Origin of the sequence: Jeotgalibacillus salarius, assembly GCF_004405125.1 — a bacterium.
Classification (GTDB): Bacteria; Bacillota; Bacilli; order Bacillales; family Jeotgalibacillaceae; genus Jeotgalibacillus; species Jeotgalibacillus salarius.
Genome location: NZ_SORX01000005.1, coordinates 1 through 17127, shown reverse-complemented (window position 1 = coordinate 17127; position 17127 = coordinate 1). Strand labels below are relative to the sequence as shown.

General features: G+C 41.3%; 16 protein-coding genes. 3 read left to right on the top strand and 13 right to left on the bottom strand.

Features of this window, described 5'->3' with window-relative positions:
* Nucleotides 1-12 precede the first annotated feature (12 nt).
* Together E2626_RS09490 and E2626_RS09485 are read left to right on the top strand one after the other, a co-directional pair.
* Nucleotides 13-660 (top strand): acetoin utilization AcuB family protein, encoded by a 648-nt coding sequence (locus tag E2626_RS09490; RefSeq protein ID WP_134381524.1) that lies wholly within the window; start codon nucleotides 13-15, stop codon nucleotides 658-660.
* On the top strand, nucleotides 630-1823 hold the full coding sequence (locus E2626_RS09485) for an acetoin utilization protein AcuC (protein WP_134381523.1): 1194 nt from the start codon (nucleotides 630-632) through the stop codon (nucleotides 1821-1823). The genes E2626_RS09490 and E2626_RS09485 overlap by 31 nt, the downstream gene beginning before the upstream one ends.
* A gap of 11 nt (nucleotides 1824-1834) precedes the next feature.
* Here the strand turns inward: E2626_RS09485 and motS are convergent, their stop codons facing one another.
* From motS to E2626_RS09465, 4 genes are all read right to left on the bottom strand, one after another.
* Complete coding sequence (gene motS / locus E2626_RS09480; protein ID WP_134381522.1) at nucleotides 1835-2557, bottom strand: flagellar motor protein MotS; 723 nt, start codon at nucleotides 2555-2557, stop codon at nucleotides 1835-1837.
* Nucleotides 2544-3353 carry a flagellar motor protein MotP gene (motP, locus tag E2626_RS09475; protein WP_134381521.1) on the bottom strand — a complete coding sequence of 270 codons (810 nt, stop codon included), beginning with the start codon at nucleotides 3351-3353 and terminating at the stop codon, nucleotides 2544-2546. The genes motS and motP overlap by 14 nt, the downstream gene beginning before the upstream one ends.
* Nucleotides 3354-3661: 308 nt before the next feature.
* Nucleotides 3662-4660 carry a catabolite control protein A gene (gene ccpA / locus E2626_RS09470; protein WP_134381520.1) on the bottom strand — a complete coding sequence of 333 codons (999 nt, stop codon included), beginning with the start codon at nucleotides 4658-4660 and terminating at the stop codon, nucleotides 3662-3664.
* 175 nt (nucleotides 4661-4835) lie between these two features.
* Nucleotides 4836-5915 carry a bifunctional 3-deoxy-7-phosphoheptulonate synthase/chorismate mutase gene (locus E2626_RS09465; RefSeq protein WP_134381519.1) on the bottom strand — a complete coding sequence of 360 codons (1080 nt, stop codon included), beginning with the start codon at nucleotides 5913-5915 and terminating at the stop codon, nucleotides 4836-4838.
* A 206-nt stretch (nucleotides 5916-6121) separates the two neighbouring features.
* On the opposite strand from E2626_RS09465, the gene E2626_RS09460 reads away from it, so the two are divergent.
* On the top strand, nucleotides 6122-8254 hold the full coding sequence (locus E2626_RS09460; RefSeq protein WP_244094289.1) for a cell division FtsA domain-containing protein: 2133 nt from the start codon (nucleotides 6122-6124) through the stop codon (nucleotides 8252-8254).
* A 28-nt stretch (nucleotides 8255-8282) separates the two neighbouring features.
* Here E2626_RS09460 and ytxJ read toward each other — a convergent pair whose 3' ends face one another.
* The 9 genes from ytxJ to E2626_RS09415 all read right to left on the bottom strand — a co-directional run bounded on the left by ytxJ (nucleotide 8283) and on the right by E2626_RS09415 (nucleotide 16651).
* The gene (gene ytxJ / locus E2626_RS09455) at nucleotides 8283-8603 is read right to left on the bottom strand and encodes a bacillithiol system redox-active protein YtxJ (protein ID WP_134381518.1); all 321 of its coding nucleotides are present in this window, start codon (nucleotides 8601-8603) and stop codon (nucleotides 8283-8285) included.
* 24 nt (nucleotides 8604-8627) lie between these two features.
* On the bottom strand, nucleotides 8628-9047 hold the full coding sequence (locus E2626_RS09450) for a YtxH domain-containing protein (RefSeq protein WP_134381517.1): 420 nt from the start codon (nucleotides 9045-9047) through the stop codon (nucleotides 8628-8630).
* A 20-nt stretch (nucleotides 9048-9067) separates the two neighbouring features.
* Nucleotides 9068-9553, bottom strand: coding sequence for a DUF948 domain-containing protein (locus E2626_RS09445; RefSeq protein ID WP_134381516.1), 486 nt, complete (start codon nucleotides 9551-9553; stop codon nucleotides 9068-9070).
* A gap of 166 nt (nucleotides 9554-9719) precedes the next feature.
* Nucleotides 9720-11024, bottom strand: coding sequence for a UDP-N-acetylmuramate--L-alanine ligase (gene murC, locus E2626_RS09440; protein WP_134381515.1), 1305 nt, complete (start codon nucleotides 11022-11024; stop codon nucleotides 9720-9722).
* Between the two features lie 116 nt (nucleotides 11025-11140).
* Nucleotides 11141-13504, bottom strand: coding sequence for a DNA translocase FtsK (locus E2626_RS09435; protein ID WP_134381514.1), 2364 nt, complete (start codon nucleotides 13502-13504; stop codon nucleotides 11141-11143).
* 131 nt (nucleotides 13505-13635) lie between these two features.
* A complete protein-coding gene (gene ytpR / locus E2626_RS09430) occupies nucleotides 13636-14235 on the bottom strand; it encodes a YtpR family tRNA-binding protein (protein WP_134381513.1) in 600 nt (199 codons plus the stop codon).
* Nucleotides 14235-15047, bottom strand: a complete 813-nt coding sequence (locus E2626_RS09425; protein WP_134381770.1) for a DUF1444 domain-containing protein — start codon at nucleotides 15045-15047, stop codon at nucleotides 14235-14237. The genes ytpR and E2626_RS09425 overlap by 1 nt, the downstream gene beginning before the upstream one ends.
* A gap of 268 nt (nucleotides 15048-15315) precedes the next feature.
* Entirely contained in the window at nucleotides 15316-15636 is a 321-nt protein-coding gene (locus E2626_RS09420; RefSeq protein ID WP_134381512.1) for a thioredoxin family protein, read from the bottom strand.
* Nucleotides 15623-16651, bottom strand: coding sequence for a PTS sugar transporter subunit IIC (locus tag E2626_RS09415; protein WP_244094298.1), 1029 nt, complete (start codon nucleotides 16649-16651; stop codon nucleotides 15623-15625). Before E2626_RS09415 ends, E2626_RS09420 begins: the two co-directional genes overlap by 14 nt.
* Between the last annotated feature and the right edge of the window lie 476 nt (nucleotides 16652-17127).

Sequence of the window (17127 nt, the reverse complement as noted above, 5' to 3'; positions counted from 1 at the left end):
GAGGAATGACCAGTGATCATTAAAGATATGATGGTACGTGATGTACATACACTTTCGCCGGACTCCACACTGGCAGAAGCACTCGAACTGATGAACATTGAAAAAGTCCGGCATCTTCCTGTAATAGATATAACCGGAAAAGTTGTAGGAATTATATCTGACAGAGATTTAAAAGAATTTTCACCTTCTCCCTTTCAGCCGGCCGAAAGTAAAAAGCTGTATGATACTAAAGTGCTCGATATCATGACCACACCCGCGATAACCGGGCACCCTCTGGACTTTGTTGAAGAGGTCGCTGTGTTGTTTATGGAAGAAAAAATTGGGTGCTTACCCATAGTCAGTGAAGATAAATTGGTCGGCATGATTACTGAAACAGATGTTCTGCACACTCTGGTCCAATTAACCGGTGCTACACAGCCCGGATCGCAAATTGAAGTCAAAGTTCCTAATAAGCAGGGCATGCTGTATGAAGTCGCAGGCATCATCCGTAAAAATCATTCAAATATTCATTCAGTTCTGGTCTACCCTGATCAGCATGATGAACAATACAAAGTTTTAGTATTCCGCGTACAAACAATGAACCCAATGTCTGTCATTGAAGATTTGCGCGCAGAAGGGCATGAAGTATTATGGCCAAACCTTCCAAGCTCACCACTGTAGAAAAAGATGCAGTCTTTATTTATTCTGATGAACTATTAAACTATCGTTTCTCGGAAGACCATCCTTTTAATCAAAAAAGACTGCAGCTGACACTGGACCTATTAACTTTTTCTGGCGCAATAAACGAATCAGACATTGTACCACCCAGAATGGCAACAGATGATGAACTGAATCTGATTCATGACTCAGCATATATTGCAGCAGTCAGGATGGCTGGAAATGGTGAATTATCAAAAGAAAAAGCAGAGAATTTCGGACTTGGTACAGAAGATACACCTATTTTTAAAGACATGCATGAGGCAAGCGCGAGACTCGTTGGAGGTACTCTGACAGCTGTTGACTATGTGATGGAGGGGAAAGCTCTTCACGCGGTAAACCTGGGTGGGGGTCTGCATCACGGCTTCAGAGGAAAAGCTTCCGGATTCTGTATTTACAATGACAGCTCTGTTGCCATTCGTTATATGCAGGAAAAATATCATGCACGTGTACTCTATATTGATACAGATGCTCATCACGGAGATGGTGTACAATGGTCGTTTTATGATGACCCCTCTTCCTGTACGCTTTCAATACATGAAACAGGCAGGTATCTTTTCCCGGGCACTGGAGCAATAAATGAACGCGGACATGGTAAAGGCTATGGATGTTCCTTTAATATACCGCTTGATGCTTTTACTGAGGATGAATCTTTCCTCGAAGCTTATGAGCGTTCATTCAGGGAAGTAATAGAATTTTTCAAACCTGATGTTATTCTCACACAGAATGGTGCTGACGCCCATTGTCTTGACCCGCTTACCCACCTCTCTTCTACAATGAAAATATATGAAGAGATTCCAAAACTCGCTCACCAGCTTGCCCATGAATACTGTGGCGGCAAATGGATTGCTGTAGGTGGCGGCGGATATGACATATGGCGGGTAGTACCGAGAGCCTGGTCGCGTATATGGATGGAAATGACAGGAAGATTTCCTGAATCTGACGAGCTCCCTGCTGAGTGGCTGAATAAATGGCAGCCTGCATCCCCTGTTCCACTGATAAAAACGTGGCATGATCCTGAAGGGGTCTACCAGGCGATTCCGAGAAAGAAAGAAATTACCGAAAAAAATGCTCAAACGATCGAAAAAGCATTATACCCTTTATTAAAATCAAAGAACCAGGGGTAACCTGGTTCTTTTCATTGAGATTCTCCTTCATCTATATACTGATTAAGAATCACAACTTCTACTCTTCTGTTCATAGCCCATCCTTCCGGGCCATTATTTTCAACAACCGGCTGTGTATCTCCATAACCTACAGCAGCAAAGCGTTCAGGATTGATATTATATCTCTCCTGTAAATAACGAACAACACTACTTGCCCTTGCACCGGAAAGCTCCCAATTCGATGGATAGATCTCCGTTTGAATTGGTCTATTATCTGTATGACCTTCTATCCGGACAAAGTTAGGAATATCTTCTAACAGTTCTCCTATCAAGCTCAATACAGGTTGTGCCTCTGTCAGCAGTTCTGCCTGACCAGAATCAAACAGTACCTGCTCCTGCAGTGTAATCACTACTCCCCGGTCTGTTTCAGATGCCGTGACCTGATCAGTCAGATTGTTTTCTTCAAGGAATGAATCTATCTCACCATACAACTCCTGCAGCTCCTGGTCCTCTCTGATTTCCTCTTCCAGCCACTCCTCATCAAATGGAATGACCGTGTCAGATTGATCAAAGATTCCCTGGTTTTTAAAAGACTGAGAGATTGAATCAAACTTAGCGCTATCCACTTGAGAAATTGAAAATAATAATATAAAGAATACGAGTATCAGCATCATAAAATCTGCAAAAGTGATCATCCATTTCGGCGTTGTATTTTCAGTTTCACTTGTAGAAACGAACCTTTTACGCCTTGGCATCTGTATTCGCCTCTTTCACTTGAGGAATGATTCTGTCATTTTGTGATAAGTAAACAGACAGCTGTTCTTCAAGCACTCTCGGGTTCTGTCCGTGATGCACACCAATCACGCCGTCTATGATGGCCTGCTTAACGAAAATCTCATTCTCTGTTTTCTGTGCGAGCTTGCTTGCGATTGGGTTAAAGACAAGGTTAGCAAGTAAGACGCCATAAAAAGTAGTTAATAGTGCGATTGCCATATTCGGACCAATCGCTGCAGGATCATTTAATTCCTGGAGCATTAATACGAGACCGATCAGTGTTCCGAGCATTCCCCATGCCGGAGCATAATCACCGGCTTTTTCAAGCATTCTTCTGTTGCGCTTATGTCTTTCTTCCAATGACTGTATTTCAGCTTGCAGAATATCTACAATCGTATCACTTTCCACACCATCAATCGCAAGGTATACCCCCTTTTTCATAAAAGGGTCTCTAATTTGTTCAAGTTCTCTTTCTAAAGAAAGCAACCCTTCTCTTCTGGCGATTTCAGACAGCTTAATAAACAGACTGACGATCTCTTTCATATCAGCAGGCTGGTGCTTAAATGCCTGAAGCATTACAGTCACAATTCTCTTTAATTCAGTGACCGGAAAAGTTACTGTTAAAGCTGCCATTACACCCCCAAGTACAATCAAGAGAGATGGTACATGAAAGAAAAATGCAAACCCATCAGTACCGCTGTTCCATGCAATTGCCGCGGCGATTAAAAATATACCTGCTATCACGCCAACAGGTGTTAAAACATCAAAACGTTTCATTGTCTAAACTCCCCGTCATTTTAATAAAAGCCGGCCAGGAAACCCCGACCGGCTTTAATAATAAAGCTTCATTAAACCGCTGCCTCTCTCCGTGGAGGACTGCGCTTTCCGCACCCGTCCGGACGAGCCTCCTCGCCGCTTCGCGTCTGCGGGGTCTCGTCTGTCCTTACTGGTGCAGGAGTCTCCGTCCTCCACTACGAGAGTCAGCTGATCTTGTTTAATAACCACTAATTTATATTAGCCAGTAACTATGCTCTATCATTATTATCGGCTGAAAACTAATGTCTTTAATATATTGGTTATGAAGATTATTTCGTTGACTGTCTTTCTTCGATTCTGTGTGGCAGCACGACTGTCTGGTCGTCAATTGATTCTTTATTCATCAGCTTCGTTAGCAGACGCATGGCAACTGCTCCGATATCATATAGCGGCTGAACGACTGATGTCAGCTGAGGACGAACCATCAGTGCCAATTTCGTATTATCAAAGCTGATCACTTCTACGTCATTTGGAATAGATAAGCCTTCATCCTGTGCGCCATGAACAACACCAAGCGCCATCTCATCATTTCCTACAAAAATTGCACTTGGTTTCCGTTCCAGCTGGCGCAGCTTTGCCCATGCATCAAGGCCGCTGTCATAAGTATAATCACCTTCAAATACGAAATCTTCATTGTATGACAAATCATTATTCTCAAGTGCAGCTTTATAACCTTCAAGCTTCATTGCGCGATTGATCGTATCATGGAAAGGTCCGCTGACAAATGCAACATCCTTGTGTCCTTTTTCAATTAAAGACGTTACTGCGTCTACTGAAGCCTGATAATAATCAATATTTACTGATGGTGTCTGATTTGACTCCTCGACTGAACCAGCAATCACGACAGGGACTGGAGAACGTTGAAATTCAGCTACATGATCCTGCGTTATATTTCCACCCATAAATACAATGCCATCTACTTGCTTTCCAAGCATCGTATTCAGTAAATGAAGTTCTTTTTCTTCATTTTGATCCGAATTACTTAAAATGATATTGTACTTGTACATCGTAGCAATATCTTCTATTCCTCTTGCAAGCTCCGCAAAAAAGATATTTGAAATATCCGGGATGATCACACCGACCGTTGTTGTTTTTTTGCTGGCCAGACCTCTTGCTACTGCGTTCGGACGATAGCCAAGTCTTTCAATTACTTCAAGTACCTTTTTTCTTGTTGCAGGTTTTACATTCGGATTTCCATTTACTACACGTGAAACAGTTGCCATAGAGACATTTGCTTCCCGTGCCACATCATAAATTGTGATGTTCATTGACAGCACTCCTTTGATCCATTTTCATTTATTTTCATTTTACACGATAAATCACTTCAAACGAAGAATAAACCCTATATTGCTCGATTAAACAATCATACTTGACTATAAAGGCGCTTTCAACAAAATCAAAAAAAATCTGAAGCTTTGTGACAAAGCTTCAGATTTTGTTCAATTATTTAGCATGTACACCCAGGTATTGCTGAATTGCATCCCAGAAATGATCGAACTGTTCGAAGTTCATCTGCTGGGCAGAATCGGATAGTGCAACTGCCGGATCAGGATGTACTTCTGCCATTACACCGTCTGCGCCAACTGCAAGTGCAGCTTTAGCTGTAGGAAGTAACAGATCACGGCGGCCCGTTGAATGAGTTACATCAACGAATACCGGAAGATGAGTTTCCTGCTTAAGAATTGGCACAGCAGAAATATCAAGTGTGTTTCTAGTAGCCTTTTCGTAAGTACGGATTCCTCTTTCACACAGGATAATCTGATCATTGCCCTGAGCCATAATATATTCGGCTGCATTGATAAATTCATCAATTGTGGCGGATAGGCCACGCTTCAGAAGAACCGGTTTTTTTGAGGCCCCTGCAGCTTTTAACAATTCAAAGTTCTGCATGTTGCGGGCACCGATCTGAATCACATCAATATACTCTGCTGCTTCTTCAATGTGCGCTGGGTTAACGATTTCACTAATGACTGCAAGATCATGCTTATCTGCTGCCTGCTTCAGTATTTGAAGTCCTTCAAGGCCAAGACCCTGGAAGTCGTATGGTGAAGTTCTCGGCTTGTAAGCACCGCCACGCAGCAGCTTAAGCCCTTTGGCTTTCACTTGCTCAGCAACAGCGTCTACCTGTTCGAATGATTCTACAGCACAAGGTCCGAAAATAAATTGTGGCGTACCATTTCCAATACTCTCACCTTTTAGCGTTACGACTGTATCATCGGCTTTTTTCTTACGTGATACAAGCAGTGCTTTACGGTGATCGTCTTTTTGCAACTCAAGTCCCGCTTTAAAGATTTCTTTAAAAATATGCTCAATGGTAGAATTCAAAAATGGTCCTTTGTTATGTTCCTTCAGAAGGTCAAGCATTGCTCTTTCACGAACAGGTTCAAAACGGTTCATGCCCTGTTTTTCTTTCACGCGTCCAATTTCCTGGACAGTTTCTGCACGCTGATTAATCAGTTCTAGCAGCTGTAGGTTAGTCTCATCTACTTTTTTTCTTAGCTGGTCTAATTCAACATTCGTCATAACAAAACATTCCTTTCTCCTGAAGATACCATTGATTGCCTAGCTGTCTTTTCCATCTTTCTGAATTGTGTTACATTTTGATAGAGAAAAACTTTAGCTGATCAATTGTACCTCATTATAAATGATGTTTTTTAAAAAGTCACGAAAAACATTTTATTAATTAAACGCTTTTAAGTGGTAAAGCGTAAAAGGATAGGTGTGCGCACGTGGAAAAACTATTTGCTTTGGATATTGGAACCCGTTCGATCGTAGGATTAATTATGAATGTTGAACAATCAAAATATGAACTAGTTGATTATATTCAGAAGGAACATAAAGAACGCGCGATGCTGGATGGTCAGATTCATCATGTCCCCGCTGTTGCCTCTCTCATATCAGAAATAAAAAGTGAACTTGAAGTTAAGCACGGCCCTTTAAAAGACGTATCTGTAGCAGCTGCCGGCAGAGCATTAAAGACACAAAGGGCTTCTTTCTCAAAAAACATCACCTCTGATCGGTCATTGACTAAACAGGATATTTTACATATGGAACTTAGTGCAGTTCAATCTGCTCAGGAATCAGCGGCTGCAAAAGAAGACAGTCAGCACTATCATTGTGTCGGGTACTCTGTCGTTCGTTATTTACTTGATCATCAGGAAATAGGCAGTCTTGAAGATCAGCTTGGTGATGATGCGAGCGTAGAGATTATTGCAACCTTTTTGCCGCGCGTTGTAGTTGAATCACTATTGGCATCCCTTAAAAGGGCGGACCTCAGAATGAATGCGCTGACACTGGAACCAATTGCTGCGATTAATGTGCTGATTCCCCCATCAATGCGAAGGCTGAACGTAGCATTAGTCGATATTGGTGCAGGTACCTCTGATATTGCAATTACGAATGGGGGTACTGTCACAGCATACGGTATGGTTCCGGTAGCAGGTGACGAAATATCTGAAGCACTCAGCGACCATTTTCTGCTGGATTTTAATGAAGCGGAAAAATTAAAAAGAGAACTGAATGAACCAGAGGAGCAGGTGACATTTACCGATATTCTGGGTTTTGAACAGAGCATTGATAAGCTTACAGTGATTGAATCTCTTATTCCTGCAATAGAAAAATTAGCAGCATCTATTTCCAGGGAAATTATTTTGCTTAATCACCAGCAGTCTCCAAAAGCAGTTATGCTTGTTGGCGGAGGCAGTCTCACTCCGCGTCTTACCGAAAAGCTTGCTGAACAATTGAATCTGCCTGAAAACAGAGTTGCAGTTAGAGGCATTGAAGCGATTCAGGGGTTACAGCTGAATAATGAAACGACACTTGGACCGGAACTTGTGACACCTGCAGGCATCGCAATCGCAGCAAATCAAATGCCAATTAATTATATTCCTGTCAAAGTGAATGGACATGATGTCCGGCTTTTTGAAATCAGAGATTTAACAGCAGGTGATGCCGTGCTTGCTGCAGGATTAAGTGTACCAAAGCTGTATGGAAAGCCTGGACTTGCTAAAATCGTGAAAATAAATGGCAGTACAGTTACCCTTCCCGGCACACACGGCTTGCCTCCAACCATACTTATCAATGGAAACGAAAGTGATTTAGATTCTGCAATTGCAGCGAATGATGAACTGCTGATTAAATCCGGACAGGATGGATCAGAATCACACCTGCAGATAAAGGACTTACTGGAAGAATCACTTTCAATTAATATTGAAATCAATGGAGAGAATAGAAACCTCAGGAGGAAGGTATTTGTTAACAATGTAGAAAAAGATATTGAGACATATATCCATGACAGAGATGATATTACCATTGAGAAAAAGATGACAGCATCCGAAGCTTTTTCTAAATCTGGCATTGTTTTGCCTAAACATGAAAATACATTTTTTCTGACGATTGACGGCAAAGGTACCTACTTCCCACAGTGGAACCAGGTTTTTATTCATAATCAACACGCTTATCCTTTGAACAAGCTCGATCGTCCTGTTCATGATCGTGACAAATTATCCCTTCCTCCTGCTCCTAGCCGGACAGCAGCTGATTTAAAAAAATCGCTGGACCTGATCAGCAATTCGGGGAGCATCTTTTTTAACAATCAGGAGATACGGGTAGAATTTAACTCGACTTCAGTGATGAGAAATGGGGAGATATTAAATGACCATGATCATATACACAACGGAGATACACTTGAAATTAAAAAAAGTGAATCTAAGGGAATGATTTTTCAGGATATATTTAACTATGTTGATTGGAACCCTCCAGTTTCAGCAAGTAAAATCGAAATCAAAAGGAATGGGGAAGAATGTGCTTTGTCCTCTCCTGTCATGCCGGGAGACTCTCTTGAAATCGTTATTCACCCATAAAAAAATGCTGGCCAGGTGGCCAGCATTTTTAACGTGTACTTGCTTCTTTAAGTGCTTTTTCAGTAATGCGGGAATGAGATGTATTCCATACCGGCTGCCCGTCTTTTACGTGAAACACTTGTGGTGATTCATGACGGGTATTAAATGCCTCTGCAATATGTGTGGAAGTTTCTCTTGCTTCCTGAATAGGTACATATACCAGTTTTACTTCTTCATTTTCAGAAAAAGACTGACATGCTTTATAAGCAGAAGAAGAAATCGGACAAGTCAAACTGTGCTTTAAAATGAAAAAATCTTTTTCATTTTGCAGAACTTCATTGAATTGATCTACACTTGAGATCTTTTCCATGCAGTTCACTCCCTTCTGTCAAAACTATCTGCTTGTTGTTCTAAGCGGCTCTTCAGAAGTTGCCGGTGTTAATGGATCTACAGGGTGTACTGTCGGCAGTGAAGGGTCCTTAGCTGTAACCAGCTGCGGAGCCTGTTCATTCGATTTTTCTTTAGAACGGAATGATTTCACTTTTTCTACAACACCTGTAGATTGATCCTGAACATTTTTAGAAATAACGGCTGACTTTTCCTTAGCAAGTGCAGCCATTTCTGAACTTTTCGTAACAGCCTGGTCTTTCCATTCATAAGAACGGTCTTTCAGTCTGCCGGCCTGTGAATTTAAATCCTGACGAAATTCTCCCCCGGATTTAGGTGCCATAATTAATGCCGTTACGGCTCCTGCAATACTGCCAATGACCGCACCGAGTATAAAGTCTCTTGAGTTATGATTATTATTTTCCATACTGATCCTCCTGCATTGTTTTATTTTTGACTTTCATCAACTGGGGGCAATGCGCGCTGAGGTTCAGGGTACTTCTCATTTGTTGTCGTATATTCTTTCTTACGCGTTTTCCATTTATTACGGACTTCCATTGCCACATTGCTCCATTGTACAACCTGTGCAATTTTTTCTTCATTTTGTTCAGCAGATTGCGTAACCGAGTGTGTAATTTTCCCAATCGAGTTGTTTAATTGCTGGACGTTTGTACCGACACCTTTAACTGCATCTACAACAGAATTTAATTTAGCTGATTTACCTTGAATGTCTTCAGCCAATCCATTCGTCTTATGTAATAGTTCAGTCGTCTCCGTTGTAATGCCATCAAGCTGCTTTTGAAGTGCTGCAACTGTGTCAGCAAGGCTGTTCAAAGTTTTCTTAACAGCAGTTAATGTAACTGCAAGACTGATACACAAAATTAAAAAGCCCCCTGCTGCAAGCAGTGCACTAATATAAAGTAAGATTTCCATAATCACTTTCAGCTCCTTTCTATTTATAATTTGATAATACCCTTGCCCCTGGATACCTAAACGCTTACTATCCCTATTCTCTAAAGATCAGTCAATATCCTTCACAGAAAAAATAAAATTCACAGCAAAAAGGAAGCCCGGAATATTCCAGGCTTCCATCATAACATTATTGTTCTTTAATCCACTCTTCAAAGGATTCCTGAAACTTTTGAACGTCTCCTGCACCCATGAATATAAATACGCCGTCTTCATGTTTTCCAAGTGGAGATGGATCATCAACGGAAAGAATTTCAGCTCCGTCAATTTTGTTTTGTAAATCTGAAATAGACAATTTGCCGTGGTTTTCTCGTGCTGAACCGAAAATTTCACACAAATACACATGGTCCGCATCTTTTAAACAGGTTGCAAACTCTTCGAGGAAGGTTTGAGTTCTAGTAAAAGTGTGCGGCTGAAAAATCGCAATGACTTCTCTGTCAGGATATTTCTTAGAAGCAGAATCAAGTGTTGCTTTAATTTCTGTCGGATGATGTGCATAATCATCAATAAGCGTTCTGCTGCCAACATGCTTCTCAGTAAAGCGTCGCTTAACACCTTCGAAAGTTTTCAGCTGTTCTTGTACAACATCTGTCTTAATTCCTTCATAATGGCAAATTGCGATGACTGACAGTGCATTTAAAATGGTATGGTCACCGTACATCGGAATTTCAAACGATGAAAAATATTCATTTCTCACAAAAACATCGAATGCAGTACCAGATGGTGAAGTCTCTACATTTCGTGCTTGAAAATCATTTTCTTCGTTGAAACCGTAAAACAATACAGGTACATTTGCAACAAGGCTTTGAAGGTGATCATCATCACCACATGCAATGATCCCTTTGTTGACCTGTTTCGCCATTTCCTGAAAAGCAGAGAATACATCATTTATATCAGCGAAGTAATCAGGGTGATCAAAATCAATGTTTGTCATAATCATGTAATCAGGAGAATAAGACAGAAAATGCCTGCGATATTCACATGCTTCAAATGCAAAATACTTGCTGTTCTCATAGCCTTGACCGGAACCGTCCCCAATCAGGTAAGACGTTTGATCAGCTCCCTGCATCACATGTGCGAGCAGCCCGGTTGTTGACGTTTTCCCGTGCGCACCTGAAACACCGACAGATATATAATTTTTCATAAAATCACCCAGGAATTTATGATATCTGATCAGTTCTAACCCCAGTTCTCTGGCAGCCTGAATTTCTTCGTGATCATCCGGAAAAGCGTTTCCTGCGATCACAGTCATACCAGGTTTAATATTTTCTTTATTAAAAGGCAAGATGTCAATGCCTCTGTCTTCAAGAGGTTTTTGTGTAAAAAAGTGTTTCTCAATATCTGATCCTTGTACCTCATGATTCATATCGTGAAGAATTTGAGCAAGGGGACTCATTCCCGATCCTTTAATTCCTACAAAGTGAAAACTAGTCATGGTTGAACCTCCAACAGTCAAGTGCCTGAACGGCATATGACGGTATATAATTATCTTTAAGTCTGGCACATATTTTGTTATTATAACATGTTTCTAAATGTGCACAAATAAACAGTTTATTTTACAGCTCTTGCTGCTTCCTGAAGCTCGTGAAGGTCTTCTTGTGCCATTAAAACATCACGAGGTTTACTGCCTTTGGATTCTGAAATCCAGCCGTGTTTTTCCATCATATCGATCAGCCTTGCAGCACGGTTGTAACCGATTCTGAACTGCCGCTGCAATAGAGAAGTTGATGCTCCGCCCTGTGCGATAACGAATTCACACGCTTCAGTTAAAAGCTCATCTTCTTCATCCTGAAACTCAACTTTTGCAAGCAGCTCTTCCTGTTCAAATAGGTATGAAGCCTTCCGTTCATTTTTTACGTGGGCAACTACTTCATCAATTTCATCGTCAGACACAAAGGTACCCTGCAGTCTCACAGGTTTTGAAGCACCGTTTTCAAGGAATAGCATATCTCCTCTTCCCAACAGCCTTTCAGCTCCCGAGCTGTCGATAATTGTCCGTGAATCCACGTGTGAGCTGACAGAGAATGCAATTCTTGTTGGCACATTCGCCTTGATTAAGCCTGTAATGACATCCACAGACGGACGCTGGGTTGCGATCAGCAAATGTATCCCACAAGCTCTTGCTTTTTGGGCAATTCGGCAGATTGCTTCTTCTACATCAGCCGGAGCCATCATCATCAAGTCGGCTAACTCGTCAATGACAACCACAAGATATGGCAGTTTTTGTGAATAGTTACCTTCATTTTTCACTTTCTGATTATAACGTTTAATATCTCTTACTCCTGAATGTGCAAAAAGCTGATAGCGTCTTTCCATTTCTTCAACTGCCCATTTCAGTGCGGCAGTGGCAGCCTTCACATCTGTAATCACTGGGCTGACCAGATGAGGAATATGGTTATACGGTGCTAATTCGACCACTTTAGGGTCAATCAGCAGCATTTTCACGTCATCCGGAGAAGCATGATACATCAGACTGATTAATATAGAGTTGATACACACACTCTTCCCGGAACCTGTCGCACCAGCAATTAAACCATGGGGCATTTTACTGATATCAGTGACTACAGGATTGCCTTCAATATCCAGTCCAAGTGCCACCGGAAGTGTCAATTCTGAGTTTTGAAATGCCTCATGCGCAAGGATTTCTTTGATCGCAACCGGTCTGCTGTGCGGATTAGGGATTTCTATTCCTACTGCCATTTTACCTGGGATCGGTGCTTCCATTCTGATATCTCTTGCTGCAAGTCCAAGCTTAATATCATCCGTTAAGCTTGTAATTTTACTTACTTTAACCCCTTTATCAGGAAATAATTCAAACCTTGTTACAGAAGGACCCTGCGTTACATTTTTAACAGTCGCATTCACATTAAAGTGGAAGAGCGTTTCATTCAATAACTCAGCCTGGTAGTCCAGCCATTCCTGATCAGGCTCTCCATGAACAGGAGGCGCAAGTAAATCTAAAGAAGGCTTCATAAAATGAGGTAGATCTTCCTCAACTTCGTGTAAAATCTCAACAGGCTTTTTTTCATCAGCAGTCACTTCAGGTTGATGTACATTTTGATTATTATATGGTTCAGGCGCCCGTTTGCGCTTATCCTGTTTCAACATCATGACGTTGAACGGGACTCTTCCGCTGTGCGTTCTTTCTTTCTCTGATGACGGCTGTACATCATTTGTTACAAGATTTCCTTGAGGGTCAACCTCTTCTTTTTCAACAGGTTGTGTAATTGCATCAGCTTCAACCGGTTCTGCAAATTCGGCTGATAAAGTTGATTCATCCGAGGCGGCGGGCGGTGAAGGGTCTGATTCTACATCTGGAGATTGTGCAACAGATTTACCTGTATTGTCGGCTTCATTTTCTATATCAGCCTCTTTATCTTCGTGATCATTCAGCTCGTTCTCAGTCGGTTTTTCCTGAAGTATTGGATGTTCTTTTAATTGGAACTCCTCTTCATGATTTTCTTTCTGAACTTTAGTTTCGTTTTTAAGTTCATCTAAAGAGTAAATACCATTCGTTTTCTTTGTTTCTGACGGACGTTTCTCATTTGCAGCAGCTCTTTTCAGCTCGCTGAATGACGAAATTTCATATTCAACCTGTTCATCATTATGTACCGGTTTAAGCTTTTGTGGTCTTTCTCTTGGCGATGGCACATGAGTTGGCTTAAAAGGACCTGCATGAGGGCTTTTTTCTATCATTCTCGATTTTTCAGTCTGTTTTTCTTTTTTTACTTCACGTTCTTTTTTTTGAGATGATTCATCTGGAATTAATGGAAATCTGAATTCACCTTTAGGATATTGATACGAAACCTTTGTCTGCAGATCTTTACTGCTCTCCTGACGCCGGGGCGCATCTTTTTCTATATGTTCTTCCTCCTGCCTTTGAACGAAAGACAAGAGTTTCTGGATTAAGTTCATCTACATCACTCTTTCTATTGTGTTCTCATCCATTCTAGCAGGTTTTATCCTCTTTCCGCTCGGTTTAAACAAAAATTGGTCATTTTGGCGCAAAAATCCGTTCTGTTTCTAAAAACAGAACGGATTCTTATTTATAGGGTGAACGATTCTCCTGTATTTCCTTCTTCAAGTACTAAAATACCTTTCTTCTCTGGTGCATTCTGGAGGCCGAGTTCTTTAGCTGAGCAGATCATACCACTTGAAGGTACGCCTCTGAGTTCAGCATCTTTGATCACCATTCCGCTTGGCATCACTGCACCTACTTTAGCAACGACTACTTTTTGACCGGCATCTACATTTGGTGCACCACATACGATTTGCAAACGTTCTTCTCCCACATTCACCTGACAAACATTCAATTTATCTGCATTTGGATGCTTTTCCATTTCTTCAACATATCCAACGACAAATTTGGGTGAAAAATCTGCTTCTATCTTTTGGTCAAAACCGCTTTCCTGAATCATCTGGTTCAGCTGATTTAATTTTTCTTCATTCATTTCTACCGGTCCTTCTGATCTAAAGTTGTCAGAAGGTTTGCCGAAAATGTTATAGCCGGTTACTTCGTTATTTTCGATATTTCTAATTTGAACAACTTGTCCCTTTTGTTCAAAAGTTTTTGAATGAAGGGGTGTCTCACCTAATTTGATAATCAGAACTTCCCCAATTCCACTTTCATTATAAAAAACGTTCATTATTGTGAATCTCCTTTATTTTTACTTTTATTTTTCCCTAAAATAAAGACCGGCTCAAGTTCGCCTTCTTCGTATAGGAATGACAAAGCTGTAATTGGCACATGACCTGCTGCAAAGAATGACATCGCCATCTGAGCGAGTACATCGTAGCCTGTTTCGTTTCTCATGTCACCAATAATTAAAACATCCTGGTGAGGAACAGCGATCGTCATTTCACCTTCCATTTTTGAAGCCATCTCTTTTAAAAAGGATTCGTTTAAAATTCTGCTGGCATCATACCCGTCATTAGAGTTGAGAAAGTAAAATACATTTCCTGCTACTTCATCTCTTTTCATCTCCGTTTTAAGCGAGCGGACGTTAAACATTGCAATCTCTCTTATCTGCTCTTTTGTCCAGGATTGCTTTTCAAGAAACTGCTGATCAATCATACGGTACGTTTTTCCAAGATCAACTGCAAAATACACGCGGGTTTCAGCAGTGTGTTCATCAAACACAAAAGGAATGCCTTCCGAAGATTCACTAGGAAATGAAGTCGAACGGATAACAGGGAAAATCTGCTTCTCAGCTTCTTCTACCACTGTTTCCTTACCCATTACGGCTAAGGCTTCGTTAATATAATACACAGTTTCTGCAATTGCTTCATCTTTCTTTTCATTCCACTTTCCAACAACACTTGGGAGAGAAACCTCAATGCCTTTTTTTGTATCTGCGTTTTCCACACGAAGCTGATCTTTTTCTCGATTGTAGCGAATGTTGCGATCCGGCTTATCAAGCTTTTCAGTTAAAATCTTTTTCATCTTTATAGAGTCCATTTTTTCAGCCATGGTACCCCTCCTTATATATCAGTAAATTCATTTATTCAGATGCAATATTAATATTTTTTCTCCGCATTCTATTGTACACGAAAACAACCCGGCCCTAAAGCAATTCACTTTAGGAACCGGGTTGAATGATGAAGTGATGAAAATTTCCATACTTCGTTATTTAAGCTAGCACTTGTAGTGGAGGACGGAAGCTTACCACCCAGAGGCAGAAAAGCGCAGTTTTCTATTGTAATGGCAGGCATATATCAAAATCAAATTATGATGCTTTTAACCCTTCAATAAACTGTTCAATTTCTTCCTGCGTTTTGCGATCCTTGCTGACAAATCTGCCTGTCTCTGTACCATCTTCAAATGCAACAAAACTCGGAATGCCAAATATGCTGAGATCCGCGCAAATATCAATAAACTCATCGCGATCAACATAAATGAAATTAAAGTCAGGATACTTTTTTTCAACATCCGGTAAAATAGGTTCAATTACGCGGCAGTCCGGGCACCAGTCAGCAGAAAACATAAAAACATGCTTCCCGGAATTTTTCAATTCATTAAATTGTTCAATCGACTCAAGCTTTTTCATTTCTTATTCCCCCAGTAGAGATTCTCATTTGGCCAGGCTTGATCATCCCTGCCTTCACCATGTAATGAGATAGTAACAGGCTAATCACTGCCGGTCCAATAAAATGCAATAACCCTACCTTTAAAAGTACATCCATCGAAAAGCCCATTGTGTTAAACGTCATAATCTGACCGACAAATCCACTCGTCCCCATACCTGCTCCCGAAGCGTTGTTTTCCATCTGGAAGAAAATTGTACCAATTGGCGCAAGCAGAACACCGGCAACTGTAGGTGGAATCAGAATCAGTGGATTCCTGACAATGTTCGGCACCTGCAGCATTGATGTACCAATTGCCTGTGCAATTGAGCCGCCCCATTTATTATCACGGTAACTTGCAACTGCGAAACCGATCATTTGAGCACTGCAACCGATTGCTGCTGCTCCAGCTGCCAGACCGTCCAGTTCCAGCATAAGTGCAATCGCTGCACTTGATATAGGAGCAGTAAGTGCAAGACCCATTAATCCTGCTACCAGCATCCCCATTACGAGTGGACGCTGCTCAGTTGCCCAGCCAATTGTTTGTCCTGTTGCTTGCATAAATGACTGAATTTCAGGCCCTACTAAGGCTGAAATTCCGTACCCGGCTGCAATCGTCACGAAAGGCGTTACGATGATATCAATTTTAGTCGATTGACTCACCAGCTTCCCGGCTTCAGTTGATACAACAGCTGCCACATAGGCTCCAGCAGGTCCACCAAGTGCATAACCTGCCGCTCCAGTAATTACACCCGCAAACAAAACCAGCGGAGGTGCTTTCAAACCATATGCAACCGCAGCTCCGATGGCCGGTCCTGCAAGCCCCATAGCCAGCACGCCCATCTCAGTCAGAAACGTAATTCCTAATTCATTACCGGCAGTCTGCATAATCAGACCAATAATCAACGAGCTGAATAAGCCAAGCGCCATAAAGCTTAAACCATCAATTAAATAAGTTTTAAAAGATATATGTATGCCTTTTTTCTTTAAAATCCCCATTACCTTCACTCCTTCCCTCCAATAGTGTAATGACATGTGTAAAGATTGTAAAGGTGAATTTTAATAAGATGGCTCTACTAAAGTGGCTGTTGATATCCGCATTAGGCGGATGCTTTCCTCGGCCGGGCGCTTGAGTCACCGCCTTACGCTCCAATCACCAGCTGTGCAGAAAAATAATAAATTTTAAGAAGGCTAATATGATGAGAATTTAATAACACATTTTTAACAGCCCATCTCAGCTGTTCCTTGTAGTGGAGGACGGAGACTCCTGCACCAGTAAGGACAGACGAGCCTCCTCACCGCTTCGCGTCTGCGGGGTCTCGGCCGGACGGGTGCGGAAAGCGCAGTCCTCCACGGAAAGGAGCAGCGGTTTCCAAAAAAATTCTAAAAAAAATCCGGAAGATTATTCTTCCGGATTTTCCAGACTGTTGAAATTCTAAAATATGTATATAACCAATAAAATAAACCATTCATTT